The organism is Pseudomonas sp. GW704-F2 (genome assembly GCF_059423025.1).
On sequence record NZ_JBWKXO010000007.1, the window covers coordinates 104,672 to 130,971 of the forward strand.

Below are 26,300 nucleotides of genomic sequence, written 5' to 3' on the forward strand. Positions count from 1 at the left end.
ATCAGCCTTCCAGAACGGCGAGAATCTCGTTCTCAGCCATGACCAGCAGGTCTTCGCCGTCGACTTTCACAGTGTTGCTGCCGGAGTAAGGACCGAATACAACCTTGTCACCGACTTTAACGGCCAGCGCACGTACTTCACCGTTTTCCAGAGTCTTGCCTGGGCCTGCAGCGACGATCACACCGTGGTTGGCTTTTTCAGCAGCCGAACCTGGCAGAACGATACCGCCAGCGGTTTTCTTTTCTTCTTCGCTGCGACGGATAACGACGCGGTCGTGCAGAGGACGAAGCTTGCTCATTGTCGATCTCTCCTAATTGTGTTTTTCATCGGCCGGTGTCAGTACCGGCAGGTTAAATCCGGCGGGGCCGGTCGCGGTTCGCTGGGCGAAACGCGGAAGTCTGTCTGGTGTCGCCACCAGAAACCTTGCGGTGACCGTTACATAAGGGCGCATCAGCTTATTACAAGGGGCCGGCGATGAATTTTTTTGCGTCTGCCGGCCCTTAAAAACAACACAGCCCCCGAAGGGGCCGCGCCAGTGAAGCGGTTATTTGCTGTCGCGATGCTCGAACTCACCTTCGATCACATCACCTTCTCGCCCCAACGGCTGGCGCGGAGCCGGGCCGCCACGGGGTTGCAGGTCATCGGCGAACGCCCGTTGGCGAATCGCAGCCTCTTCGGCGCGCTGGCGCATCTTGCCCGCCAGCAGCTTGCGGGTGAACGGCAGCAACATGACCAGGCCGAGCACATCGCTGATGAAGCCTGGCAGGATCAACAGGCCACCGGCCAGAGCCATCATCAGCCCTTCGAGCATGGTTTGTGCCGGCAATTCGCCGCGATTCAGGCTTTCACGGGCACGCAGCGCCGTGGCCAGACCGGCGACGCGCAGCACCAGAACGCCGAGCATCGAGCCGAGAATGATCAGCAGCAGTGCCGGGAAAAACCCGATCGCACCACTGACTTTTACGAATACGAACAGCTCCAACACCGGGAACAGCAGAAAGAGCAATAAAAAAGGGCGCATCAAATGGTTTCCTCAACGCAAGATTGCCTTGCCAGTCCACCTTAGATGACGTCGCCATTTCGTGAATTCAAGCTTCAGCGACGCTTTTTTTCGGCCAGACCTCAGCATGAGCCAAGGAAACCAGGGCCTCGCGCACTTGTGTCGGCGTGTTGCAAGACTCGGCGAACGGCAACCAGTGCAGCGCATGCCCTATGCGCAGGTGCATGCCTTCGCTGTCGATCCCGGCCAGTTGCGCCGGCTCGTGGGTGGGCAAACCGGCCAACCCGACGTAATGGGCGATGGCCTTGGTGTGGTCGGCGTTCATGTGCTCGACCATGCTGCGCTCGGCCGGGCCGGCGAACGGGTTGGCCAGGGTCAACCGGTCAAGCCAGTGAATCGCGCCAAAGCCGCCGATATAGCGGTGACGTACCGGCTTGAGTACCCAGAAGTCGAAGTCGTGGGCCTGGTGATAGTTGGCCGATTCGGGGAAGTAGCGGTAATAGCGTTCGGCGGCCGCTTCAATCGCGGTGGCATCGTGCAATTGCTCGGCTTCGGCCAGGTAGGTCAGGCGCCCCACTGCCTGCACGTCATCCGCTTCACGCTCACCGACCAGCAGCGAGCACTTGGGGTCTTTCTGCAGGTTATGGGTGTGTTGGGCAATCCGGCTGATCAGGATCAGCGGCCGGCCTTGCTCGTCCAGGCAATACGGCACGACCGAACCGAAGGGAAAACCGGGCATGGCTTTGGACAATGTGGAGAGGGCTCCACGGTATTCCTTGAGCAACAGCTCTCGGGCGTTCTTGGCAACGTGCGCGCTCAACGTATGACTCCTCGGGAATTCAGTCGCCCATAGCGTATGGGAATGGATCTCAAGCCAAGGTAATCAATATCCGCGCAGGTTGCCAGCGGGCACGAAGCGGATTACCAGGCCACGCCAAACCCTGCGGTGTAGCGGGTCTTGCTCAAGCTGCTTTCCGAGTCGCCGCTGATCACGTCACGCTCGGCCTTGAGATTGAGCGACGCCCACTCGGTGACCTTGTAGCGCAGGCCCATTTCCGCATCGAGGGCATACTCGGCCGGCCCGCCGATAGGCTTGCCCAACTCGCCGGAGGTGAAGAATTCAACTGTCTTGCCGATCAGGTAGCGGTTGTAGTCCCACTTCATGGCCAGGGAATAGAAGTTGTCCTTGCCGCCATCGAAATATTCGTAATCGGTGCGGTTGACCAACGAACCCAGGGAGAACGCGCCGAGCTCATCGTCCCAGAATTGGTAGCCCGGGCCGGTGCCGACAGTGCGTTGGCGGGACAGGTCTTCGACCCTGTCGCGCTTATAGGTCAAGCGGCCCTGCCAGAACCAGTGCTCGGTGATGAAGCGGTCGAGGTCGTATTCCAGGGACCAGTTGTCGGTGGTGGTGACGTCGTCCTGGAACTCGCGGTTGTACTCGCCCTGCCCGGTGTGGCGCCATTGGCCGTGGCGGGCGGAGGTCTTGAAGTCGATGTCGTAGTCGTTGGTGTCCTTCTCGGCGCGCTTGTAGTCCAGCGCCATGTCGACATTGCCTTTCCACACCAGGTCTTCGATCACCGGCGTGGGCTTGATGATCTGCTGGATGCTGGCCAGTTCCACGGTCTTGGGCGCTTCGCCGTTGGCCAGCACCACTTTGCCATCCGCCGCAGCCTGCAAGGATTTGGCTTTCTCACCGGTGTAGGCATCCTGCTTGACCAACAACTCCTGATCGCTTTCCAGGGTTTTCACCTGCTTCCAATCCACCGGGATAGCCCCCGCATAGTCGGTCTGGATCAGCAGCTTGCCACCGTCGAAGAGCTTGATCTTGCCGGACAGGCGGTCACCGTTCTTTAACCAGACGGTGTCGGCGAGCAAGGGGGTGGAAGCGCTGAAAACAGCAAGGCACAGCAAGGTTCTGGACAACATAAGCAGATAAGGGGCTCAGGATTGGCGAAATAGGGGCGTTATCGTGTTAGATAGCTAGGACTGACTCAATGAATTGTGTTGAGTTCAGTTCTCATCTGCATATTTACAGACGTTTCTTACAAGAAACCGACGATCTGAACGGATATATCCACCGTGAAGCAACCCGCCGAAGCCCCGCAAAGCCCTGCCGAGATGCGCCGCACCGCGCTGTACCTGACGCTGGCGCAAATCCCCGAAGGTTGCGTGGTGAGTTACGGCGAACTGGCCCACCTCGCCGGGCTGGGGCGCGCGGCGCGCTGGGTCGGGCGCACCCTGAGCCAACTGCCCGACGATACCCGCTTGCCCTGGCACCGCGTGCTGGGGGCCGGCGGTCGGATAAGCCTGCCGACGGGCAGCGCCTCAGGCGACGAACAACGTGCGCGTTTACGCAACGAAGGTGTCGCTATCCTGAACAATCGCGTGGATATTCAGCGTCATGGCTGGCGCCCGGTAGAGCACAGCGGTTAGAGTGCGCGCTTTGTTTCCGTGAATCTGAGGCAGACTCCAGCCCATGCCCCGTAAAACCTGGCGCGCCGCGCTCGCCGCCTATGCCAGCCCCTCGACGTTAGTGCTGTTGTTGCTCGGCTTTGCCGCCGGCTTGCCTTACATGTTGGTGTTCTCGACGCTTTCGGTATGGTTGCGTGAGGCCGGTGTGGCCCGCGAGACCATCGGCTATGCGAGCCTGATCGGTTTGGCGTATGCCTTCAAATGGGTGTGGTCGCCATTGCTCGACCAATGGCGCCTGCCGCTGCTGGGCAAACTCGGACGTCGTCGCTCCTGGCTGGTGCTGGCCCAATCGCTGGTGATCCTCGGATTGATCGGCATGGGCTTCTGCGACCCGCAGAAACACTTGTCCTGGCTGATCGCTATTGCGGTGATCGTCGCCTTCGCTTCGGCTACCCAGGATATTGCAGTCGATGCCTATCGCCTGGAAATCGCCGATGACAGCCGTCAGGCTGCCCTGGCCGCCAGCTATATGTCCGGTTACCGCATCGCCGCCCTGCTCGCCACGGCCGGCGCGCTGTTTTTTGCCGAAGGTTTCGGCTCTACCGGTTTCAACTATAAACACTCGGCGTGGACCGGCACCTATGTGCTGTTCGGCGTGCTAATGATTCCGGCGCTGCTGACCACCCTGTTCATGCGCGAGCCCAATGTGCCACTGCGCACCCAGTTGCAGGCCGGACGCTACAGTTTCGTGCATCAGTTGGTGTCGGTGTTTGTGCTGATCGTGCTGTTGGTGTCGGTGCCGGCGACGTTCACCCAGTTGTACAACACCGATTTCGCCAGCGTGCTGTTCCACGGTGTCAGCCTGTGGGAACTGTTAATGGAAGACCGCGCCTTCCTACGCGCCATCCTCTATATCACCCTGACAACATTGTGTCTGTCGGCCATGGGCCGCCGAGGCCTGGCGCCGGTGCTGACGCCGGTCAACGACTTCATCCTGCGCTACCGCTGGCAGGCACTGCTGCTGCTCGGGCTGATCGCCACCTATCGCATGTCCGATACGGTGATGGGCGTGATGGCCAACGTGTTCTATATCGACCAGGGCTTCACCAAGGACCAGATTGCCGGGGTCAGCAAGATCTTCGGCCTGATAATGACCCTGGTCGGCGCCGGCATGGGTGGCCTGTTGATTGTGCGCTTCGGCATCCTCCCGATCCTGTTCATCGGCGGCATCGCCTCGGCCGGCACCAACCTGCTGTTCGTGATGCTCGCCGACATTGGCCCGGACCTGCAGATGCTGATCTTCACCATCTCCCTGGACAACTTCAGCTCAGGCCTTGCCACCTCGGCGTTTGTCGCCTACCTGTCGAGCCTGACCAACCTCAAGTTCTCCGCCACCCAATACGCGCTGCTGAGTTCGATCATGCTGTTGCTGCCGCGCCTGATCGGCGGGTATTCGGGGGTGATGGTGGAGAAGTTCGGTTATCACAACTTCTTCCTGATCACCTGCATGCTGGGTGTGCCGACCTTGCTGCTGATTGCGCTGCACTGGTATCAAGAGAATCGGCGGATTCGCTTGAATCCGCCGGCAGAAGACTGACAGAGCCTCCCCTTGTAGCTGTAGCGGGCTTGCTCGCGAAGAAGTCACAGACACCGCGTTTACCCCGGTTTCCCGCGTCATCGTTGACGATCTTCGCGAGCAAGCTCGCTCCTACAAACAGCTCTGCGTCCTGATGCCTGTACGGCGGCAGTTTGCGCCCGTACAATCCCAAGTCACTTCAAGTCCAAGCAACCGACAACGGCCTACCATGCGTACCAGTCAATATTTGCTCGCCACACTGAAAGAAACGCCTTCCGACGCGGTTGTGATCAGCCATCAGCTGATGCTGCGCGCCGGTATGATCCGCAAGCTGGCTTCTGGCCTGTACACCTGGCTGCCCATGGGCCTGAAGGTGATGCGCAAGGTCGAAGCCATCGTTCGCGAAGAAATGAACGCTGCCGGTTCTCTGGAAGTGTTGATGCCGAGCACCCAACCGGCCGAGCTGTGGCAGGAATCCGGGCGCTGGGAAGAGTATGGCCCTGAATTGCTGCGCTTCAAGGACCGTCATGGCCGCGACTTCTGCGCTGGCCCGACCCATGAAGAAGTGATCACCGACCTGATGCGCAACGAGTTGAGCAGCTATAAACAGCTGCCCCTCAACCTGTATCAGATCCAGACCAAGTTCCGTGATGAGATCCGCCCACGCTTCGGCCTGATGCGCGGCCGCGAGTTCATCATGAAGGACGCGTATTCGTTCCACGCCGACCAGGCGTCCTTGCAGGTCACCTATGACCGCATGCACACCGCCTACTGCAACGTGTTCACGCGCCTGGGCCTGAAATTCCGCCCGGTTGAAGCGGACAACGGCTCCATCGGCGGCGCCGGCTCCCACGAGTTCCACGTACTGGCCGAGTCCGGCGAAGACGATATCGTGTTCAGCAACGGTTCCGACTACGCGGCGAACATCGAGAAAGCCGAAGCCGTGCCACGGGAAACCGCCCGTCCAGCCCCGGCTGAAGAACTGCGCCTGGTGGACACCCCGGACACCAAGACCATCGCGGCCCTGGTGGAAAAATTCAATCTGCCGATTGAAAAGACCATCAAGACCCTGATCGTTCACGCCGAGGAAGCCGGCAAGCTGATCGCCCTGGTGATCCGTGGCGACCACGAGCTCAACGAAATCAAGGCCGCCCAGCAACCGGGCGTGGCCAGCCCGCTGGTCATGGCCTCCGATGCCGAACTGCGCGACGCCATTGGCGCCGGTGCTGGCTCCCTGGGCCCGCTGAACCTGCCGCTGCCGATCATCATCGACCGCTCGGTCGAGCTGATGAGCGACTTCGGTATCGGCGCGAACATCGACGACAAGCACTACTTCGGCGTGAACTGGGAACGCGACTTGCCGGTGCCGACCGTGGCCGACCTGCGTAACGTGGTCGCCGGCGACCCGAGCCCGGATGGCAAGGGCACCCTGGAAATCAAGCGCGGCATTGAAGTCGGGCACATCTTCCAGCTGGGCAACAAGTACAGCAAGGCGATGAAGTGCGAAGTGCTGGGCGAAAACGGCAAGCCGATCACCCTCGAAATGGGTTGCTACGGCATTGGCGTATCGCGCGTGGTTGCCGCTGCCATCGAGCAGAACAACGACGAGAAAGGCATTATCTGGAGTGACGCCCTGGCGCCGTTCCAGGTGGCCCTGGTGCCGCTGCGCTATGAAACCGAGCAAGTCCGTGAAGCCACCGACAAACTGTATGCCGAACTGACGGCCGCCGGTTTCGAAGTGTTGCTGGACGACCGCGACAAGAAAACCAGCCCGGGCATCAAGTTCGCCGACATGGAGCTGATTGGCATCCCGCACCGGATCGTGGTCAGTGACCGTGGCCTGGCCGATGGCAATCTGGAATACAAGAGCCGGACCGAAGCCGAAGCCCAACCGTTGCCGGTGGCTGACGTGCTGTCTTTCCTTCAGGCGCGTATTCGTCGCTGAAAACCAGATCAAGAGAAGTCATGTTCAAGCGAAACACCAGAGCCCTGGGGGGCGCCGCCTTGTGCGGCGCCCTGCTGGTCAGCGGCTGCGCCAACCAGATGTCGCAACGCAGTGAGCACGAGGAGCGGGTCGAGCGTAAGTTGCTCGACCACAGCCTGCAGATCGATGTAGGCGAACCCAAAGTGCTGGAGCTGCCGCAACGCCTGGTTCGCATTCACGAGCAGAAGACCTTCGAGGTCACCGAATTCGAAGTCACCCGTCGTTACGACCGCTACACCCCCTACCAACCCTGGCGCAAACTCTATGAGATGCCGCTGGGCGCGGTCGCTTTGGTGGCCGGCGCGGGCGCCAACGTGGCGAATATCTTCGCCCTCGGCAACCTGCCGACCAGCATGACCCACGATTGGCTGAGCTACGGCATCGACGGCATCAACCCGTTCATGAACGTGCAATCCCATGGGCGTGCGCAACAGAACCTGGCGGGTATCGATGAAGTCCAGCGCGACAAGCGCGTGGAGTATTCGAGCCTGCCCTGGAGCGAACGCCCGGTGCAGGTCACCGCTGGCAGGCAAGTGTATGAAATGACCACCGACCGCAACGGCGTACTGCGCCTGAACCTGTTGGACAGCCCGTTTGCCGAGCAGGATCTGAACCGCATCAGCACCTTGAAGATCAGCGTGGAAGATGGCCAGGACGACGTACATTCGGACTCGACCCTGGCGGTGAGCCACACACTGCGCGGCAAGTTGCTCGAAGCCCACGGCCTGATCTACGACGACCTGGAAGACGACGAAGTCAGCCAGTGGGTCCACCGGGTCAAGCGCCTGTCGGAGTTGGGCCTGGAGGAAGAAGCCAGCGAACTGGAGCAGAGCCTGATCGAACTGACCCACAATGATCCGGAGTTGCAGCAGGAATTCCTGCAAGCGCTGACCAAGGACGCGGGGCGACTCGTCGCAGATCCTGGCGCACGCTGATCCCTCGAAAACGCTGTAGATCTAAATGTGGGAGGGGGCTTGCCCCCGATAGCGGTGACACATTCAACACCTTAGTTGACTGACACACCGCTATCGGGAGCAAGTCGAATCGTCGCACCGCCCCTCACACATTTGGTTTCCGGGTTCTACCAGGAGAGTTCGAGTTGTTCATTGCCGCTGCTCAGGTCGAGCAACCGCACCCCAATCCCCAGCAACCGCACCGGCTTGCCACCGCGATTGAACGCCTGGGTCATCAGCTGTTGATAACTTTCCAGGTCCCGCCCTGCCCCCGCCTGCTCCAGGGTCGTCTGGGTAAAGTCATGAAACTTCACCTTCACGAACGGCTTCCCCGCGCGGTAACTGCTGTCGATGCGCGCGATGCGTCCAGCCAGGGTTTCCATCAGTTCAGGCAGTTTCGCCAGGCAACTTGAAAGATCTGGCAGGTCCACATCGTAGGTATTTTCCACACTGATCGATTGCCGACGACTGTCGTTCTGCACCTCGCGCTCATCTATCCCACGCGCCAGGCTCCACAGTCGCTCGCCAAAACTGCCGAATTCGCGCACCAGCGCCAGCTTGTTCCATTCGCGCAACTGCAGGCAGTCTTCAATCCCCAGGCGCGCCAGCTTGTCGGCGGTCACCTTGCCCACGCCATGCAGCTTTTTCACCGGCAATATCGACACAAAGTCTTCGACCTGGTCCGGGGTGATCACAAACAGGCCGTTGGGTTTCTTCCAATCACTGGCGATCTTGGCCAGAAACTTGTTGGGCGCCACACCGGCGGACACGGTGATATGCAACTGATTGGAGACCCGGCGGCGGATGTCCTGGGCAATACGCGTGGCGCTGCCGCCAAAATGCGGGCTGTCGGAGACATCCAGGTAAGCCTCATCCAGGGAAAGCGGCTCGATCAGGTCGGTATAGTCGCGAAAGATGCCGTGGATTTCCTTCGACGCTTCCTTATAGGCATCCATGCGCGGCTTGACGATGGTCAGGTCGGGGCAGAGCTTCAAGGCATGGCGTGATGACATCGCCGAACGCACCCCATAGGCCCGCGCTTCGTAGTTGCAGGTTGCGATCACCCCGCGCCGATCCGCCGAGCCGCCGACGGCCAGCGGTTTTTGCGCCAGGCTCGGGTCATCGCGCATCTCGATGGCGGCGTAGAAGCAATCACAGTCGACGTGGATGATTTTGCGCTGCGTCATATATAAGAAGGGGAGCAATCCAACGGATGGGCAGTATCGCACTCACCCCTGTATATAGCACCAGTAGTTTGAATCTTCCGCTTGAGCGGTAGGAAAATTCTCAGATGAATTTATTTTCTCAATCGAATTTAAGCTGCCAATAGAGCTGAAACCCTCGGCCAGACTGGCCCCGAAGGCTAAACCTGGCTCTGATGGAGAGCTAACCGATTGAAGCACAAGCGCTTTTCTTCGATTCATAGGTTGACACCCCTGCGCTGCGCTGTAGAATGCCGACACACAGACGCGGGATGGAGCAGTCTGGTAGCTCGTCGGGCTCATAACCCGAAGGTCGTCGGTTCAAATCCGGCTCCCGCAACCAGTTTTAAGTACACGTCAAACACCGCCACGACCTCACCGTCGCGGCGGTGTTTTCGTTTGTGCTGATTTTAATGACTGCGACTGAGGGCGCTGGCCGCGCCCGGTTTCAGCTCGATTGCTTGATAAAAATCAACGTTGTGTACAGCCCTTGGTTGGTAACGTTTACCCGGATGGGCAAGCATCGGAATTCACCTGCCGCAACGGATGAAATAACGCGCCCGCGTGTGCGTCTCGCGGCCTGACAGGTGCTGGTGTACGCCTCAATCGATCTTCACGCCTCCCCACTCAAGGATCGGATCATGACGGCCATCCCGAGTAACGATGCGAAGTGGTCTTGGCGGCGTGTCACAAGGATTGTTCTGATCCTGGTCATCGTCTTGGCAGCCGGCGCCGGTGGCGCCTGGTACTGGTGGCAAAGCCAGCAAGGCAAGTTGCCCGAGGGCATTGTCTCCGGGAACGGCCGCATCGAATCCGACCAAATCGACATCGCCGCGAAGTTGGCCGGACGCGTGCGCGAGGTGCTGGCCCGGGAAGGTGACCTCGTCACCGAAGGCCAGGTGCTCGCCCGCCTCGATACCACGGAGTTGCAAGCGCAACGCGCCAAATATGCCGCCGACGTGGCTTCCGAGGAGGCCTCGATGCTCGAGGCAAAGGCGACCGTCGTGCAACGGCAGGCAGAACTGACCCTCAAGGAAGCAAAGCTGCGCCGCGCCCTCAAGCTGATCGTCACCGGGGCGATCAGTGAGGACAACCGCGATGAGGCGCAGGGCGAACGCGATTCTGCGCGCGCCGTTCTCGACGCCGCGCAGCGGACCGTGACCGCGCGCGAGCGTTCGGTGGTGGCCGCACAAGCCCTGGTTAATCAGACCGACGCCCAGATCGCCGACACCATTCTTGTGGCGCCCGTGCAAGGGCGTGTTCTGTATCGTCTCGTCAACCCCGGGGAAGTCGTTTCGGCGGGCGGAAAGGTGCTGACGATCATCGACCTGTCCGAAATCTACATGGAGATTTATCTCCCCTCCGAACAGGCCATGCGCGTAACGATCGGGTCGGCCGCACGAATCGTGTTCGACGGTGCCGACTTCGCCGTGCCGGCCAAAGTGAGTTTCGTGTCGCCGGACGCGCAGTTCACCCCCAAGCAGGTCGAGACGCGCAGCGAACGCGACAAGCTTATGTTCCGGGTCAAGCTGCGCATTCCGCCGAGCCTCATCGCGCGCCACCTCAACCAAGTGAAAACGGGCACCCGCGGCATCGGCTATGCGCGCCTCGATCCGAACCCGCCCAATTGGCCGGACACCCTGCAAAAGCGCATTCAGGCCGATCCTGTCGACGCCGAGGATTGATAATGGAGACTCGCGCAGCGCTGATTGCCGAGGTTTCCAACGCGAGCCATGTCTACGGCAAGGTTCTAGCGCTCGACAATGTCTCGCTCGCACTGCCAAGCGGCCAGATGACGGGCATCATCGGCCCTGACGCCGCTGGCAAGTCCACGCTGCTCGGCCTGATCGCCGGTGCGCGGAAGATGCAGACCGGATCGGTCGAGGTCCTCGGCGGCAGCATGAGCAATGCCCGGCACCGCCGCTCTGTCTGCACACGCATTGCCTATATGCCGCAAGGGCTCGGCAAAAACCTCTATCAGGAGATCAGCGTCCGCGAGAACCTGGCCTTCTTCGCCACCCTCTTCGGCCTGTCCGCATCGGAACGTGACGCACGCACCCGGCGCCTGGCGGCGGCGATTGGCTTACTCGCGTTTCTCGAGCGGCCGGCCGGAAAGCTGTCGGGCGGCATGAAGCAAAAGCTCGGCCTGTGCTGCGCGCTCATTCACGACCCCGACCTACTCATTCTCGATGAGCCGACGACCGGCGTCGATCCGTTGTCGCGTCGACAGTTCTGGGACCTGATCAGCGAACTGCGGCGCGAGCGGCCGACGATGAGTGTCGTCATCTCCACCGCCTATATGGACGAGGCCGGCCAATGCGACTGGCTCATCGCGATGGATCACGCCCGCGTGCTTGCCTGCGGCACTGCGGATGAACTGCGCGAGAAGACTGGCCAACAAGACATCGAAGCGGTGTTTGCCGCCCTGCAGCCGGGGCAAAAATCGACGGTGCAGCGCTTCGTCATTCCGCCGCGCCAACCAGGCAGCGAGGCGCCGGTCATTGTCGCGAGGAATCTGACACGCCGTTTCGGCAGTTTCACCGCGGTCGATAACGTCAGCTTCGCCATCGAGCGCGGAGAAATCTTCGGCTTCCTCGGTTCGAACGGCAGCGGCAAGACCACCACCATGAAGATGCTGACCGGACTGCTGGCGCCAAGCGAGGGAGAGGCCGAGGTCTGCGGCAAACCAGTCGATGCCAACGACCTGTCGGTCCGCCAGCGCGTCGGCTTCATGTCGCAATCGTTCTCGCTCTATGGCGAACTCACCGTGCGGCAAAACCTGCGTCTTCATGCGCGCCTTTTTCATCTGGCCGCGGACCACGCTAACGCGCGTATCGCCCAGCTCATGGTCGATGTCGGCCTTGTCGACTATGCCGACACCGAAGCGAACTCGCTGCCGCTCGGCGTGCGACAGCGCCTTTCGCTGGCCGTGGGGATCGTTCACGACCCCGAGCTGCTGATCCTTGACGAGCCGACCTCGGGCGTCGATCCGCTGGCACGCGATGAATTCTGGCGCTTGCTCGGCGATCTCTCGCGAACCCGCAATGTCACGATCTTCGTCTCCACGCATTTCATGAGCGAAGCCATGCGCTGCGACCGCATCTCATTGATGCACGCAGGTCGTGTCCTCGTCTGCGACACACCGCAAAACGTCATTACCGCCAAGGGCAGCGCGAATCTCGAAGAGGCGTTCATCGCCTATATCGAGGATGCCGAGCCCGCTGCGCCCGCGCCCTCCGTGGCGGATGCCGAGGCGCAGACCCAGCGCGATGCAGCGGCGTTGTCGCCCAGCCGCTCGACCTTCATGCCGCTGCGCCGCCTCCTGGCCTTTACCAAGTGCGAGACGTTGTCGCTTATGCGCGATCCGGTGCGGCTCGCCTTCGCCTTCCTCGGCTCCTTCATCATGCTGTTGATCTTCGGCTTCGGCGTCTCCAGCGATGTGACCAACCTCACCTATGCGGCGTTCGACCACGACGACACGCCGGAGAGCAGAGCCTATCTCGCCAACTACTCGAGCTCCCGATATTTCACCGAAAAGACGCCGATCCGCAGTGTCGACGAAATGCAAAGGCGCCTGAAGTCGAACGACATCACGCTGGCCATCGAAATCCCACCTGGCTTCGGGCGCCTGGTAAAGCGCGACTCGGATTGGCAGGTATCGGCCTGGATCGACGGCGCCAACACCTCGCGCGCCGCCACCATCGAGGGTTACGTCGAGTCGGCGCACAACCTCTTCGCCGAAGAGAGAAAGCGCCAGTCCAGCGACGTAGCGAGCAAGAAACCGACGACCAGCATCGTGATCCGCAACCGTTACAACCCGACGGCCGAGAGCATTTATGCAATCGGGCCGGCCGTGCCGGCGATGCTGCTCATGATGTTTCTCGCCATTCTCACAGCCGTCAGCGTTGCCCGTGAAAAGGAGATCGGCACGATCACGAACTTCTACGCCACGCCCACGACGCGCCTGGAGTTCCTGATCGGCAAACAACTGCCCTACATTGGCGTCGGCATGATCAATTTCTTCATCATGACCGTGACCGTGCGGTTCCTCTTCGATGTTCCGCTCAAGGGCGACGGCCTCACGCTGACCCTGGGCGCGCTGTTCTATGTGGCGGCGGCCACCGGCTACGGGCTGTTCATCTCGACGTTCACCTCAAGCCAGGTCGCAGCGGTGTTCGCCGGAGCGGTGCTGTCGATGCTGCCGACCATGCAGTTCTCCGGCATGCTGCAGCCCGTCTCGACGCTGGAGGGCGGCGCGCGCCTCATGGGGTACCTCTGGCCGACGAGCTATTACATGCACATGAGTGTCGGTGCGTTCACCAAGGGGCTTGGCTTCACCGACATGGTGACCGACCTGCTCGCGCTGAGCCTGTTTTGCCCGGCCTTCTTATTGCTGTCCGCGCTGCTCCTGCGCAAACAGGAGAAATAAGATGCAGAGTCTCTCCAACATTTTCTGGCTCGGCGTCAAAGATCTGCGCACCCTCTCGAAGGACCTGATGATGATCCTCTTCATCATCTATTCCTTCGGCCTCAGCATTTATATGCAGTCGACCGGAGCCGGCGAGACCGTCAACAATGCCTCCGTGGCGATCGTCGACGAGGACCACTCCAGCCTGTCGCGATCGATTGCCGGACTGTTCTATCCGCCGTACTTCCAGGCAGCCAAGATGATCAGCGCCGCCGACATCGATCGCGGCATGGACAACGGCCTTTACACCCTCGTCATCGTGATTCCTCCGCACTTTGAAGCGGATGTGCGAAAGGGCCGCGATATCGAAGTCCAGGTCAACGCAGACGCCACCGCAGTCCAGCAGGCGTCCCTGGGGTCGGGCTATATCCAGAACATGGTGACCGACGAAGTCACGCGCTACCGACAGGAAGCGCAGCAAACCACCGGGCTGCCCTCCGATCTCGTCGTGCGCCGCGCCTTCAATGCCAACGGCACACAATCCTGGTTCCGCGCGATCGTCGGCCTTGCCGATCAGTTGTCGATGCTGATCATTATCCTGACCGGCGCGGCGCTCTTGCGCGAGCGCGAGCACGGCACGATCGAGCACTTGTTGGTGATGCCGTTGACGGCCTTCGAGATAGCGCTCGCCAAAGTGTGGTCGAGCGGGCTGGTGATCTTCATCGGTTTCATCTGTTCCCTGTTGTTCGTGGTCGAGGGCCTTCTCGACGTTCCGATTGCCGGCTCGCGCGGTGTGCTGCTGCTCGGCACCCTCATCTATATCTTCGCAACAGCGGCGATCGGCATCTTCCTCGGCACCCTCGCCCGCACCATGGCGCAATTTGCCCTGCTGATGATGATGGCCGTCATGCCGATGATGATGCTGTCGGGCGGCATGTCGCCCATCGAGAGCCAGCCGCAATGGGTCCAGTACGTGACGTGGTTTTTCCCGTCGCGGCACTATGTGAGCTTCATGCAGGCGATCGTGTATCGAGGCGCGGGCCTCGACATCGTGTGGAAAGAGTTCGTGACGGTCCTGGTGATGGGCGTGACATTTATCGCGATGAGTTTGCTGCTGTTCCGTCAGTCTGTTGCGACCTTGCGTTAAGGCTTTTTTGCGCCTGCCCGCGTCAGGCGTGGACGATTGTCCGACAAAAAACCTTGCCCGAGCGCGCACTTAGCGCATTTCGTTGAGATTCAACGGCAAATTCGCACTTATTTGACCCAACGGCCCATTAACGGTTGACACTCCGCCGCTGGGCTGTAGAATGCCGGCCACAGACGCGGGATGGAGCAGTCTGGTAGCTCGTCGGGCTCATAACCCGAAGGTCGTCGGTTCAAATCCGGCTCCCGCAACCAAACATCAAAAAAGGCTACTCGAAAGAGTGGCCTTTTTTGTATCTGGAAAAAAAGTTCTTCTGAAACAATGACATGGCATCTTTCATGAAACCCTAGACGTTTCGTGGAGTCCATTTCATCGCACCCTATGCTTGATCCTTCTACGACCAATGGCCGCAGTCGCCGCATCCGGTGATCCGCGTTAATATTTGTAATTATTTTGTCCATAGGGATTGGTAACTTGGCTGGATACCCCCATCCTGTCGCGCACAATCCACGAGGTGATTGATGCGCGCCAACTCGTCTGAACCACAAGACCCTGTCACAGCGACACAACCGATCACTCCCACCCGTTTGCGCTGGCTGGATCTGTTAAGCAAGTATCGGCAACCCATCGGGTTGGCCGTGACGCTGTTGCTGTTCGCAATCGCCCTGATCGCCTGCCGACACCTGCTGCTGGAACTGGATCTCTACGCCCTCCACGACTCGATCCTGGAAGTACCCAAACCGGCGTTGCTGGGCGCGTTCGTCGCCGCCATCGCCGGCTTCGTCATTCTATTGGGCTATGAGTTCTCCGGCGCACGCTACGCCGGGGTGAAACTGCCCCGCAAGACCCTCGCCCTCGGCGGCTTTACCGCCTTTGCCATCGGCAACGCCATTGGCCTGTCGATGCTCTCGGGCGGTTCGGTGCGTTACCGTTTATATGCGCGCCATGGCATCGGGGCTTCGGAAGTCGCCCGCATGACCGTGTTCGCCAGCCTCTCCCTGGGCTGCGCCCTGCCGCCGCTGGCGGCCTTGGCCACCTTGAGCAACTTGCCCGCCGCGTCCACTGCCCTGCATGTGTCGCAAGGCTTGCTGGGGGCGATTGCCGGCGTCGTGTTGCTGTTGTCGGCCGCGCTGTGCATCGGGATTTATCGCCGTCGCCTGCCGGAACAGCCCTACACGGACAACCTGCTGGTCAAGGTCGGCCGCCGCACCCTGCGCCTGCCCGGTCGACGCCTGACGTTCCTGCAACTGATCATCACCGCGCTGGACGTCGCCGCTGCCGCCACCGTCCTTTATATGCTGCTGCCGGAAGCGCCACCGTTCGGCCCGTTCCTGCTGGTGTACCTGCTGGCGCTGGCCGCTGGCGTACTCAGCCATGTGCCGGGTGGTGTCGGGGTGTTCGAGGCGATCCTGCTCGCGGCCTTTGCCGATAAGCTCGGCGCCGCGCCATTGGCCGCCGCCCTGCTGCTGTACCGCATGATCTATGTGGTGCTGCCGCTGCTGATCGCCTGTGTGTTCCTGCTGGTCAACGAGGCCCAGCGCCTGTTCCAGACCCAGCAGAGTCTGCGCGTGGCGTCGGGCTTCGCCGCGCCGGTGCTGGCCTTACTGGTTTTTTTGTCCGGCGTGGTCCTGCTGTTTTCCGGCGCCACGCCGGAGATCGACTCACGCCTGGAAAACATCGGCTTCCTGATTCCCCACCGCCTGATTGACGCCTCGCACTTTGGCGCGAGCCTGATCGGCGTGTTGTGTCTGTTGCTGGCCCAAGGCCTGCGTCGACGCTTGTCGGCGGCCTGGATGTTGACCATGGTGCTGCTGCTGACCGGCGCCCTGCTCTCGCTGCTCAAGGGCTTCGACTGGGAAGAAGCCAGCCTGATGACCATGACCGCCGTGCTGCTGGCGATCTTCCGCCGCTCCTTCTACCGCGCCAGCCGACTGACCGAATTGCCGTTCTCGCCGCTGTATCTGGTAGCCAGCGTGTGCGTGCTGGGGGCGTCGATCTGGCTGCTGCTGTTTGCCTATCAAGACGTCCCGTATAGCCACCAACTGTGGTGGCAGTTCACCCTCGACGCCAACGCCCCGCGCGGCCTGCGCTCGCTGTTGGGGGCTGCGGTGCTGCTGGTGATCGTGTCGCTGACCTGGCTGCTGCGTACCGCGCGCCCGGTGATCCACCTGCCGACAGCCGAAGAACTGGAACGCGCCACCAAGATCCTGATGGCCTCATCGCAACCCGACGGCGGCCTGGCGCTGACCGGCGACAAGGCGCTGCTGTTCCACCCCAACGACGAAGCCTTCCTGATGTACGCCCGTCGCGGGCGCAGCCTGGTCGCCCTGTACGACCCGATCGGCCCGACCCAACCCCGCGCCGAGATGATCTGGCAGTTCCGCGACCTGTGCGACATCCACCATGCGCGCCCGGTGTTCTACCAGGTACGCGCGGAAAACCTGCCGTACTACATGGACATCGGCCTGACCGCGATCAAGCTGGGCGAAGAAGCCCGCGTCGACCTGAAACGCTTTGACCTGGAAGCCAAGGGCAAAGAGATGAAGGATTTGCGCTACACCTGGAACCGTGGCACCCGGGATGGCTTGTCCCTGGAGATCCACGAACCGGGCACGGCGCCGATGGACGAACTCAAGGTTATTTCCGACGCCTGGCTGACCGGCAAGAACGTGCGGGAGAAGGGGTTTTCCCTGGGACGCTTCAGCGACGACTACCTCAAGCACTTTCGCATCGCGATCATTCGCTTCGAAGGGCACCCGGTGGCCTTCGCCAACCTGCTCGAGACCCACAGCCACGACCTGGCCAGCCTCGACCTGATGCGCGCCCACCCCGATGCGCCCAAGCTGACCATGGAATTCATGATGGTCGGCCTGATTCAACACTATAAGAGCCACGGTTATGCTCGCTTCAGCCTCGGCATGGTGCCATTGTCTGGCCTGCAACCGCGTCGTGGCGCGCCGCTGACCCAACGCCTGGGCTCGATGGTGTTCCGCCGTGGCGAGCAACTGTATAACTTCCAAGGTTTGCGCCGCTTCAAAGACAAGTTCCAGCCTGACTGGGAACCCCGTTACATGGCCGTGCCCGCAGGACTTGATCCGCTGGTGGCACTGGCCGATACCGCCGCCCTGATCGCAGGCGGCTTGACTGGATTGGTGAAACGCTGATGATTCGACGCTCCTGGCGGTATGTATTAGCCTTTGTGGTGCTGCTCGCCGTGGTCCTGGGTGGCGGCTATTGGTACTGGAACCGCCCCGCCCCACAGCCGACCCTGGAGCAACTGCCCCAGGCCGATGGCTCGGTGATGACCCGCGTCACCCCGGCCGGCACCCCCAAAGCCCGCGTGGCCGTGGCGGTGATGGCCGACGAGACCCTGACCGACAGCCAACTGATTGCCCTCAGCCAGGGCGGCAAGGCGCAGATCGTGCAGGTGATCCTGCCCAAGGATGACTGCACACTGCAGCAACAGGCACTGCAAGGCGCCCTGAGCCAGCTCAAGGGCCCTGCGACGCTGGTCAGCGGCATCGGCCCTGGCGCCGCCCTCGCCTGGCGCTGGCTGGCCACACAGAACGACGACAAGGCCAATGCCATCTCCGTCGGCTTCGCCCTGGTGCAGGAAGGCTGCAAAGACCCGCTGCCGAAAACCGCCGCCCACGGCAACTGGCTGGTGGCGTGGAACGACAACCCTGACGATGAAAGCGCCAGTTTCGTGCGCGACACCCCGCGTGCCACCACCAGCATCAGCGACTACGACATTCACTACCCTCAAGTGCTGAATAACGAACTGCGCAAGCAACTGGTCGGTTCGGACAACGGCGGCCTGGCGATTCCGGTCGTGGAAGTCCCGGCAGGCCAGGCCAAGGACACCGTGACCCTGTTCCTCTCCGGTGACGGCGGCTGGCGTGACCTCGACCGCGACGTGGCCGGTGAAATGGCCAAGATCGGCTACCCGGTCGTGGGCATCGACACCCTGCGCTACTACTGGCAGCACAAGACCCCGGAACAAAGCGCCAAGGACCTCAGCGAGCTGATGCAGCACTATCGGCAGAAATGGGGCACCAAGCGCTTCGTACTGACCGGCTATTCGTTCGGCGCCGACGTGTTGCCGGCCATCTACAACCGCATGCCGGAAAGCGAGCAGCAGCGCGTCGACGCAATCATCCTGCTGGCGTTCGCACGCACCGGCAGCTTTGAAATCGAAGTGGAAGGTTGGCTGGGCAACGCCGGCAAAGAAGCCGCGACCGGCCCGGAAATGGCCAAGCTGCCAGCGGCCAAGGTGGTGTGCATCTACGGTGCCGAAGAGGTCGACGAGAGCGGCTGCACTGACAAGACCGCCGTCGGCGAAGCGATCGAGCTGCCGGGCGGGCACCACTTCGATGAGAACTACCCGGCGCTGGCCAAGCGTTTGGTGGATATCATCGTCAAGCACCAGGCCAAGGCCGAGTAATTCCGCGCTGTACGCAAAACCCAATGTGGGAGGGGGCTTGCCCCCGATAGCGATAGGTCAGTCATACCGCTATCGGGGGCAAGCCCCCTCCCACATTGGGGTTGGAACTAGCGCGGCTCGATATGCGCAATCATCAACTGCACGGTTTCCTGCCCACGGAACTCGTTCACATCCAGCTTGTAGGCCAACTCCACCCAACGCACGGTCGGGTTCGGCCAGACTTCACGGTCAACCCCAAACGCAATGCCATCGAGCTTCACGGAGCCGCATTCGCTCTTGAGCACCACTTTCAGGTGCCGCTCCCCCACCACACGCTGCTCGACCAACTGAAACACCCCGTGAAACAACGGCTCGGGGAAGTGCTGCCCCCAGGGGCCGGCATGCCGCAGCGCGCGCGCCAGCTCCAGGTGAAACTCTTCCACCGCCAGGGTGCCGTCGGACAATAGCCGGCCGGTCAAGTCTTCTTCGCGCAGTTGCCGACGCACTTCGGCATCGAAGGCCTGGGCAAACAACGGGAAATTCGCCTCGGGCAATGTCAGGCCGGCCGCCATGGCGTGTCCGCCGTATTTGCTGATCAGGTTGGGATGCTGGCTCGCCACCACCGCCAGCGCATCGCGGATGTGAAAGCCCTGCACAGAGCGGCCCGAGCCCTTGAGCAGGCCATCACCGGCGTCGGCAAAGGCGATGGTCGGGCGGAAATAGCGCTCTTTCATGCGCGACGCCAGGATCCCGATCACACCTTGGTGCCACTCCGGGTCGAACAGGCACAAGCCATACGGCATCGACTCCAGCGGCAAGTCCTTGAGCTGGGCCAGGGCCTCGCGCTGCATGCCTTGTTCGATGGATTTGCGGTCCTGGTTCATGCCGTCCAGTTGCGCGGCCATCTCCCGTGCGGCGGCGAAATCCGTGGTGAGCAGGCATTCGATGCCCAGGCTCATATCGTCCAGGCGCCCGGCGGCATTGAGCCGTGGCCCGAGGATAAACCCGAGGTCGGTGGACGTGAGGCGAGCGTGGTCACGCTTGGCCACTTCGAGGATCGCCTTGATCCCTGGCCGCGCGCGACCGGCACGAATACGCTCCAGGCCCTGGTGGACCAGGATGCGGTTATTGGCGTCCAGCGGCACCACGTCGGCAACGCTGCCCAGGGCGACCAAGTCAAGCAACTCGCCAATGTTCGGCTGCTGCGTGTTCTCGTACCAGCCCAGGCTGCGCAAACGGGCACGCAGGGCCATCAAGACATAAAAGATCACCCCGACCCCGGCCAACGCCTTGCTCGGAAACTCACAGCCGGGCTGGTTCGGGTTGACGATGGCATCCGCCGCCGGCAACTCATCCCCCGGCAAGTGGTGGTCGGTGACCAGCACCTTGAGCCCCGCCGCTTTCGCTGCCGCCACGCCTTCGACGCTGGAGATGCCGTTATCCACGGTGATCAGCAACTGCGGCTCGCGCTGCAGCGCTACGGCGACGATTTCCGGCGTCAGGCCGTAGCCGTATTCGAAACGGTTGGGCACCAGGTAATCAACATGGGCCGCACCGAGCAAGCGCAGGCCCAGGGTGCCCACCGTACTGGCAGTGGCGCCATCGGCGTCGAAGTCGCCGACGATCAGGATGCGCTGGCGTTGCTCCAAGGCCGTCACCAGCAGGTCTACCGCGGCGTCGATGCCCTTGAGCTGCTGATAAGGGATCAACCGCGCCAGGCTCTTGTCCAGCTCAGCCTCCGAGCGCACCCCGCGCGCGGCGTAGAGGCGGGTCAACAGCGGTGGCAAGTCTCCGAGAAACGGCAGGACAGCAGGCAAAGGGCGGGGATCGATACGCATGGGACGCTGGGGAATTCTCTGTAGGGGAAATATTAGCGGCAAGCTACAAGCGCTAGCTCAACCGCGCTCGCCGATCAGCCATTGCAGTTGCACTTCATGCTGGCCACGATCATCGGTGACGAAGATCGTGCCTTCACTGATCATCACGTCCCACTTGATCACGCGGGGCATGTCCTTGGCCAGGGTCTCGAGGACTTCCTGCGGCACGGCGGCGATGTGGACGTTCTTCAGGGTTTTCGCCACCGGAATCACCTTGCCTTCCCACACGCGCAGGCTGCCGTAAGCCAGCAGACTGGTACGCTCGGCGCGACGCGAGCACCAGGTCAGGCGGTCGGCATCGGGCTGGCCGACTTCGATCCAGTGCAAAACCCGATCATCCAGACTTTTTTCCCACAGGGCTGGCTCGTCTACATCTGACAGACCACGGCCAAACGACAGCTGCTCGCTGTACCAAAGGGCGTAGGCCAGCAGACGCACGGTCATGCGCTCTTCGGTTTCCGAAGGGTGGCGGGCAATGGTCTGTTTGACGCTCTCGTACACCGAGCGATCGAGGTCGGTGAGGTTGAGTTCGAACTTGTAGGTCGTGGACGGCTGGGCCATGAACGGGCTTCTAGAGACAGGGAAAGGCGGGCAGTCTAACCGATGGTAGGGCTATTCAACGAATCCTGCGCTGCATCATCCTTATCCCTGCGCGACTCGCCTATGTTAAAAGGCATTACACCACTGTGCTGCGTATGAAAGGTTCCTCATGTCGTTTAACGCCAAACCGCTTGCCGGCCTGAAAGTCATCGAACTCGGCACCCTGATCGCCGGCCCGTTCGCTTCACGCATCTGCGCCGAATTCGGCGCCGAAGTGATCAAGGTCGAATCCCCGGACGGCGGCGACCCGCTGCGCAAATGGCGCAAGCTGTACGAAGGCACCTCACTGTGGTGGTTCGTACAGGCACGCAACAAAAAATCACTGACGCTGAACCTCAAGCACCCCGACGGTCTGGCCATCCTCAAGCAGTTGCTGGCGGACGCCGACATCCTGATCGAAAACTTCCGCCCCGGCGTCCTGGAAAAGCTCGGCCTGAGCTGGGACACCCTGCACGCGCTGAACCCCAAGCTGGTGATGGTGCGCCTCTCGGGCTTTGGCCAGACCGGCCCGATGAAAGACCAGCCGGGGTTTGGCGCGGTCGGCGAATCGATGGGCGGGCTGCGTTACATCACCGGCTTTGAAGACCGCCCGCCGGTACGCACCGGGATTTCCATCGGCGACTCCATTGCCGCCCTGTGGGCGGTGATCGGCGCGCTGATGGCGTTGCGTCACCGCGAGGTCAACGGCGGGCTGGGCCAGGTGGTGGATGTGGCACTGTATGAGGCCATCTTCGCCATGATGGAAAGCATGATCCCGGAGTTCGATGTGTTCGGGTTCATCCGCGAACGCACCGGCAACATCATGCCCGGCATCACACCGTCCTCGATCCACACCAGCGCGGACGGCAAGCATGTGCAGATCGGCGCCAACGGCGATGCGATCTTCAAGCGCTTCATGTCCGCCATCGGCCGTGAGGATCTGGCCAACGACCCGCAATTGGCCAGCAATGACGGGCGTGACGAGCGCCGCGACGAGCTGTATGGCGTGATTGATCGCTGGGTCAATTCGCTGCCGCTGGAACAGGTGGTCGAGCAGCTCAACAAGGCCGAGGTGCCGGCCAGCCGCATCTATAGCGCCGAAGACATGCTCGGGGACCCGCAATTCCTGGCGCGGGAAATGTTCCTCAAGGCGCAACTGCCCGACGGCAAGGACTTCAAGATGCCAGGCATCGTGCCCAAGCTCTCCGACACCCCTGGCAGTTGCGAGTGGGTGGGGCCGCAACTGGGCGAACACAACAGCGTGGTACTCGGTGAGCTGGGCTATGACGCGGCGGCCATCATCCGCTTGCGTGAGCAAGGGGCGATCTGATGGCGCGTTCAAGATAATGACTCGCCGCTGGCTATTGCACCTGTGCGCGCCCTTGCTGGCGCTATTGCCGCTACCGACCCAGGCGGCGCAGACCTTGATCTGGCTGGTTCGCGACCTGCCGCCGCTGACGATCTTCGAAGGCCCGCAAAAAGGCCAGGGCGCCATCGACGAATTGTTGCCGATGCTGATGGAGCACCTGCCGGAGTATCAGCACCAGGTCCAGCACGTCAACCGTGCGCGGGGCATGCAGATGCTCCAGGCGCCCTCCCTCACCTGCGACCCTACCCTGCTGTGGACGCCGGAGCGGACCCAATGGATTGTGTATTCCGACCAGGCGTTTCCCGTGGTGAGCAATGGCGTGGTCGTCCGCCAGCAAAACCGTGAAGTCCTGGCGCCCTTTGTCGTGCAAGGCAAGGTCGACCTGGACGCGATGCTACGGGACAAGAGCACACGCCTGGGCATCATCGCCGAGCGCAGCTACGGGCCATTCATCGACGGCATGTTGCAGCAAGGCGACACGCACAATCGGGTGATGCACTACGGCACCGACGCCTTGGGCAGCCTGCTGCAAATGCAGCGCCTGGGACGCCTGGAAGGCGTACTGGGTTACTGGACCGAAATTCGCTATCACGCATTGCGGCAAGGCATCGATCCCGAAGGGCTGGCGTTCTATCCGATTGCCGGCACCGCGCCCTATCAGCACATCCATATCGGTTGTTCGGATACGCCCGAGGGGCGCGAGGTCATGGCGCGTATCAACCAGTTGCTGGGCGACCTGCCGCAGGCGCAGTTGCTGCGTTCCTACGCGTCATGGCTCGACCCGGCCCTGCGCGAGCAATACCTGCTGGACCATTCGCGATTCTATGAAGAAGTGCCCACCCCGTGATAAATCGCGGGCAAAAAGAAACCCCGAAGAGTGGGGAGACACTTCGGGGTTAAACGTGGCCTACAAAGACCAGTACAGCAAGTCACAAACACCGGAGCACAATGTCTGCTCTTGCTGTTACTAAATCTGACCGGCCACGCCGTAGGAAGTTTCCGCGGATAAACAATTCTTCATGCGAGGGCGCTGCTGCGGGTCTGGGCCGCATTGCGCAAGGCAGCGATGACCGAGGGCTCCAGGCGCCCTTCGGCGATTTTCAGATCGCGCAGCAAGCAATCCACGACATCCACCAGGACGCGCTTGTCGGTCAGTTGCGCCCGGTCGACTTCACGCTCGACCACGATGGCACCAGCAGGGTTCTTTACGGTTACCAGGCACTCGCCCTGCACACCAGCGGTGGTCAGCGTAACCTGATAAGGGCTCAGCGCTTCTTCGAGCAATAGGCTGATACTTTCCATTTCGATCACCACTCAATAGTTCGGGAACAATCGTTTCAATGGGGGTTGCCTCTCTCCTAAGTGACTGTTTGTAACGTAGGAAAGTTCGCTTTTTCGTGTTTATGGAGCCGTCAGGGAGTGACTTGATCCAGCATGCGCTTGCAACATGACAACGAAAAAACGGCCGCACATAACTGCTTACGCAATGGGCGGCCGTTTCAGGGTTCGCCCTGCAGCGCGGCGGAGGGTGAACCCTATATTCGGTAAGCGCTGATCACGCTGTCACGCAGCTAGAAGTGCATGTCAAAGGCCCTTATTGCTAAGGATGAACATGATGGTGGAACACAACGAACAACAAGCGTCGATGGAGAAGATGCATGCTGACGTATCTCGCATCTATGCCGAGATTTCACGCATGCATGCCGAGCGAGGCAAGCTCAACGCGGAGTCCTTGAAGATAACCTGTGAGACTTTCTGGTACCCCGTGGGTATCGCCACGGGTTTCTACGCCGCTGTCGGCACCGTGATTGTCGTGGCGCAGAAACTACTCTCATAACGCTCAGCAACCCGGGCCTGCCTGAAACGAAAAGCGCCGCTGACCCACGGAAGGGAAAGCGGCGTTTTTGTCTGCGCCAGGGCGCCGGCCGTTTGCCTTACAGCGGCTTACCGCGATTGCCATGCTGGCTGACAAACGCCTGCATCGCCTTCAGGTCATTCGGCAGCACGGTGCAACGCTCTTCACGCTCGAACAGGTCGGACAGATGCGCCGGCAACTCCAGCGCCTTGCCAACGCCGGCCTTCTCCACCGCTTCCGGGAATTTGACCGGGTGCGCGGTGCCGAGAATCACCATCGGGATATCCAGGCTGCGACGGCATTCGCGCGCAGCCCTCACGCCGATCGCGGTGTGCGGGTCGAGCAGTTCGCCGGTCTGGGCATAGACTTCCGCGATGGTTTCGCAGGTCTGTGCATCGTCCACGGCCAGGGAGTCGAACAGCTTGCGGGTTTCGGTCCAGCGCTCTTCATCGACACTGAAACCGCCACCGCTTTTGAAGGTGTCCATCAAGCCGGCAATCGCCGCACCGTTGCGGCCGTGCATGTCGAACAGCAGGCGTTCGAAGTTCGACGACACCATGATGTCCATCGACGGCGACAAGGTGGCGTGCAGGGTTTCCTTGACGTACTGGTTGCCGCTCATGAAGCGGTGCAGGATGTCGTTGCGGTTGGTGGCGACGATCAACTGGTTGATCGGCAGGCCCATGTTGCGCGCCAGGTAGCCGGCGAAGATGTCGCCGAAGTTGCCGGTCGGCACCGAGAACGACACCGAACGCGCCGGCCCGCCCAGCTGCAGCGCGGCGTGGAAGTAGTAGACGATCTGGGCCATGATCCGCGCCCAGTTGATCGAGTTCACCGCAACCAGGCGCGTGCCCTTGAGGAAGCTCTGGTCAGCGAAGCTGTTCTTGACCATTTCCTGGCAGTCGTCGAAGTTGCCTTCGATGGCGATGTTGTGGATGTTCTCACCGAAGATGGTGGTCATCTGCCGACGCTGTACTTCCGACACGCGCTTGTGCGGGTGCAGGATGAAGATGTCGACGTTTTCGCAGTGCTTGCAGCCTTCGATGGCCGCCGAGCCGGTATCACCGGAAGTGGCGCCGATGATCACCACGCGCTCGCCGCGCTTCTCCAGCACGTAATCGAGCAGGCGCCCCAGCAGTTGCAGAGCGAAGTCCTTGAACGCCAGGGTCGGGCCATGGAACAGCTCCAGGACCCACTCATTGCCATTCAGCTGGCGCAGAGGCGCGATGGCGTTGTGGGAAAACACGCCATAGGTCTCTTCCAGGATCTTTTTGAAATCCGCATCCGGAATGCTGCCGGTGACGAACGGGCGCATCACCCGGAACGCCAGTTCGTGATACGGCAGGCCGGCCCAGGAAGCGATTTCTTCCTGGGTGAAGCGTGGCAGGTTTTCCGGCACGTACAGGCCGCCGTCGGTGGCAAGACCTGCCAACAAAACGTCTTCGAAATTCAGGGCCGGTGCCTGGCCGCGGGTGCTGATGTAACGCATGACTGGCTCCTCTAAAACATTCTCGA

Annotated in this window: 21 protein-coding genes and 2 tRNA genes; 14 read left to right on the forward strand and 9 right to left on the reverse strand. The window is 61.3% G+C overall.

What is annotated here, in order from left to right:
- Position 1 precedes the first annotated feature (1 nt).
- The 4 genes from AC07W0_RS08260 to AC07W0_RS08275 form a co-directional block, all read right to left on the reverse strand.
- Positions 2 to 298: a co-chaperone GroES gene (locus AC07W0_RS08260; protein WP_017846112.1), complete on the reverse strand. Its 297-nt coding sequence runs from the start codon at positions 296 to 298 to the stop codon at positions 2 to 4.
- A gap of 246 nt (positions 299 to 544) precedes the next feature.
- Complete coding sequence (locus tag AC07W0_RS08265) at positions 545 to 1,021, reverse strand: FxsA family protein (protein ID WP_017846113.1); 477 nt, start codon at positions 1,019 to 1,021, stop codon at positions 545 to 547.
- A gap of 67 nt (positions 1,022 to 1,088) precedes the next feature.
- Positions 1,089 to 1,820, reverse strand: a complete 732-nt coding sequence (locus AC07W0_RS08270; RefSeq protein WP_017846114.1) for a HugZ family pyridoxamine 5'-phosphate oxidase — start codon at positions 1,818 to 1,820, stop codon at positions 1,089 to 1,091.
- 101 nt (positions 1,821 to 1,921) lie between these two features.
- Positions 1,922 to 2,929, reverse strand: coding sequence for a DUF481 domain-containing protein (locus AC07W0_RS08275; protein ID WP_017846115.1), 1,008 nt, complete (start codon positions 2,927 to 2,929; stop codon positions 1,922 to 1,924).
- A 192-nt stretch (positions 2,930 to 3,121) separates the two neighbouring features.
- Between AC07W0_RS08275 and AC07W0_RS08280 the strand changes: the two genes are divergently transcribed.
- From AC07W0_RS08280 to AC07W0_RS08295, 4 genes are all read left to right on the forward strand, one after another.
- Complete coding sequence (locus AC07W0_RS08280; RefSeq protein WP_219730840.1) at positions 3,122 to 3,436, forward strand: MGMT family protein; 315 nt, start codon at positions 3,122 to 3,124, stop codon at positions 3,434 to 3,436.
- 43 nt (positions 3,437 to 3,479) lie between these two features.
- The gene (locus AC07W0_RS08285; RefSeq protein ID WP_017846117.1) at positions 3,480 to 5,012 is read left to right on the forward strand and encodes an AmpG family muropeptide MFS transporter; all 1,533 of its coding nucleotides are present in this window, start codon (positions 3,480 to 3,482) and stop codon (positions 5,010 to 5,012) included.
- Positions 5,013 to 5,220: 208 nt separating this feature from the next.
- Positions 5,221 to 6,936 (forward strand): proline--tRNA ligase, encoded by a 1,716-nt coding sequence (locus AC07W0_RS08290; protein ID WP_017846118.1) that lies wholly within the window; start codon positions 5,221 to 5,223, stop codon positions 6,934 to 6,936.
- Between the two features lie 20 nt (positions 6,937 to 6,956).
- A complete protein-coding gene (locus AC07W0_RS08295) occupies positions 6,957 to 7,910 on the forward strand; it encodes a hypothetical protein (RefSeq protein ID WP_017846119.1) in 954 nt (317 codons plus the stop codon).
- A 146-nt stretch (positions 7,911 to 8,056) separates the two neighbouring features.
- Here the strand turns inward: AC07W0_RS08295 and dinB are convergent, their stop codons facing one another.
- Positions 8,057 to 9,115, reverse strand: coding sequence for a DNA polymerase IV (gene dinB, locus AC07W0_RS08300; protein WP_046382209.1), 1,059 nt, complete (start codon positions 9,113 to 9,115; stop codon positions 8,057 to 8,059).
- A gap of 281 nt (positions 9,116 to 9,396) precedes the next feature.
- Here dinB and AC07W0_RS08305 point away from each other — a divergent pair.
- The 7 genes from AC07W0_RS08305 (at position 9,397) to AC07W0_RS08335 (ending at position 19,126) form a co-directional block, all read left to right on the forward strand.
- Positions 9,397 to 9,473 (forward strand) — tRNA-Met (locus AC07W0_RS08305).
- Positions 9,474 to 9,771: 298 nt separating this feature from the next.
- The gene (locus AC07W0_RS08310; RefSeq protein WP_102617317.1) at positions 9,772 to 10,815 is read left to right on the forward strand and encodes an HlyD family secretion protein; all 1,044 of its coding nucleotides are present in this window, start codon (positions 9,772 to 9,774) and stop codon (positions 10,813 to 10,815) included.
- A 2-nt stretch (positions 10,816 to 10,817) separates the two neighbouring features.
- Complete coding sequence (rbbA, locus tag AC07W0_RS08315) at positions 10,818 to 13,559, forward strand: ribosome-associated ATPase/putative transporter RbbA (protein WP_102617316.1); 2,742 nt, start codon at positions 10,818 to 10,820, stop codon at positions 13,557 to 13,559.
- A gap of 1 nt (position 13,560) precedes the next feature.
- Positions 13,561 to 14,685: an ABC transporter permease gene (locus AC07W0_RS08320; RefSeq protein ID WP_046382207.1), complete on the forward strand. Its 1,125-nt coding sequence runs from the start codon at positions 13,561 to 13,563 to the stop codon at positions 14,683 to 14,685.
- A gap of 174 nt (positions 14,686 to 14,859) precedes the next feature.
- Positions 14,860 to 14,936: transfer RNA gene (locus tag AC07W0_RS08325), tRNA-Met, on the forward strand.
- 267 nt (positions 14,937 to 15,203) lie between these two features.
- The gene (mprF, locus tag AC07W0_RS08330) at positions 15,204 to 17,846 is read left to right on the forward strand and encodes a bifunctional lysylphosphatidylglycerol flippase/synthetase MprF (RefSeq protein ID WP_102617315.1); all 2,643 of its coding nucleotides are present in this window, start codon (positions 15,204 to 15,206) and stop codon (positions 17,844 to 17,846) included.
- Positions 17,846 to 19,126 carry a virulence factor family protein gene (locus AC07W0_RS08335; RefSeq protein ID WP_102617314.1) on the forward strand — a complete coding sequence of 427 codons (1,281 nt, stop codon included), beginning with the start codon at positions 17,846 to 17,848 and terminating at the stop codon, positions 19,124 to 19,126. The genes mprF and AC07W0_RS08335 overlap by 1 nt, the downstream gene beginning before the upstream one ends.
- Positions 19,127 to 19,233: 107 nt before the next feature.
- On the opposite strand, the gene recJ is transcribed toward AC07W0_RS08335, so the two are convergent.
- Together recJ and AC07W0_RS08345 are read right to left on the reverse strand one after the other, a co-directional pair.
- Complete coding sequence (gene recJ, locus AC07W0_RS08340; RefSeq protein WP_046487044.1) at positions 19,234 to 20,943, reverse strand: single-stranded-DNA-specific exonuclease RecJ; 1,710 nt, start codon at positions 20,941 to 20,943, stop codon at positions 19,234 to 19,236.
- Between the two features lie 57 nt (positions 20,944 to 21,000).
- Entirely contained in the window at positions 21,001 to 21,543 is a 543-nt protein-coding gene (locus AC07W0_RS08345) for a YaeQ family protein (RefSeq protein ID WP_017846127.1), read from the reverse strand.
- 148 nt (positions 21,544 to 21,691) lie between these two features.
- On the opposite strand from AC07W0_RS08345, the gene AC07W0_RS08350 reads away from it, so the two are divergent.
- Positions 21,692 to 22,891: a CaiB/BaiF CoA transferase family protein gene (locus AC07W0_RS08350; protein WP_046382203.1), complete on the forward strand. Its 1,200-nt coding sequence runs from the start codon at positions 21,692 to 21,694 to the stop codon at positions 22,889 to 22,891.
- A 16-nt stretch (positions 22,892 to 22,907) separates the two neighbouring features.
- On the forward strand, positions 22,908 to 23,777 hold the full coding sequence (locus tag AC07W0_RS08355; RefSeq protein ID WP_102617313.1) for a TIGR02285 family protein: 870 nt from the start codon (positions 22,908 to 22,910) through the stop codon (positions 23,775 to 23,777).
- 170 nt (positions 23,778 to 23,947) lie between these two features.
- Here AC07W0_RS08355 and AC07W0_RS08360 read toward each other — a convergent pair whose 3' ends face one another.
- Positions 23,948 to 24,232, reverse strand: coding sequence for a DUF3509 domain-containing protein (locus tag AC07W0_RS08360; RefSeq protein WP_017846130.1), 285 nt, complete (start codon positions 24,230 to 24,232; stop codon positions 23,948 to 23,950).
- A gap of 313 nt (positions 24,233 to 24,545) precedes the next feature.
- On the opposite strand from AC07W0_RS08360, the gene AC07W0_RS08365 reads away from it, so the two are divergent.
- Complete coding sequence (locus tag AC07W0_RS08365) at positions 24,546 to 24,767, forward strand: hypothetical protein (RefSeq protein WP_017846131.1); 222 nt, start codon at positions 24,546 to 24,548, stop codon at positions 24,765 to 24,767.
- A gap of 97 nt (positions 24,768 to 24,864) precedes the next feature.
- On the opposite strand, the gene thrC is transcribed toward AC07W0_RS08365, so the two are convergent.
- Positions 24,865 to 26,274, reverse strand: a complete 1,410-nt coding sequence (gene thrC, locus AC07W0_RS08370) for a threonine synthase (RefSeq protein WP_017846132.1) — start codon at positions 26,272 to 26,274, stop codon at positions 24,865 to 24,867.
- Positions 26,275 to 26,300 lie beyond the last annotated feature (26 nt).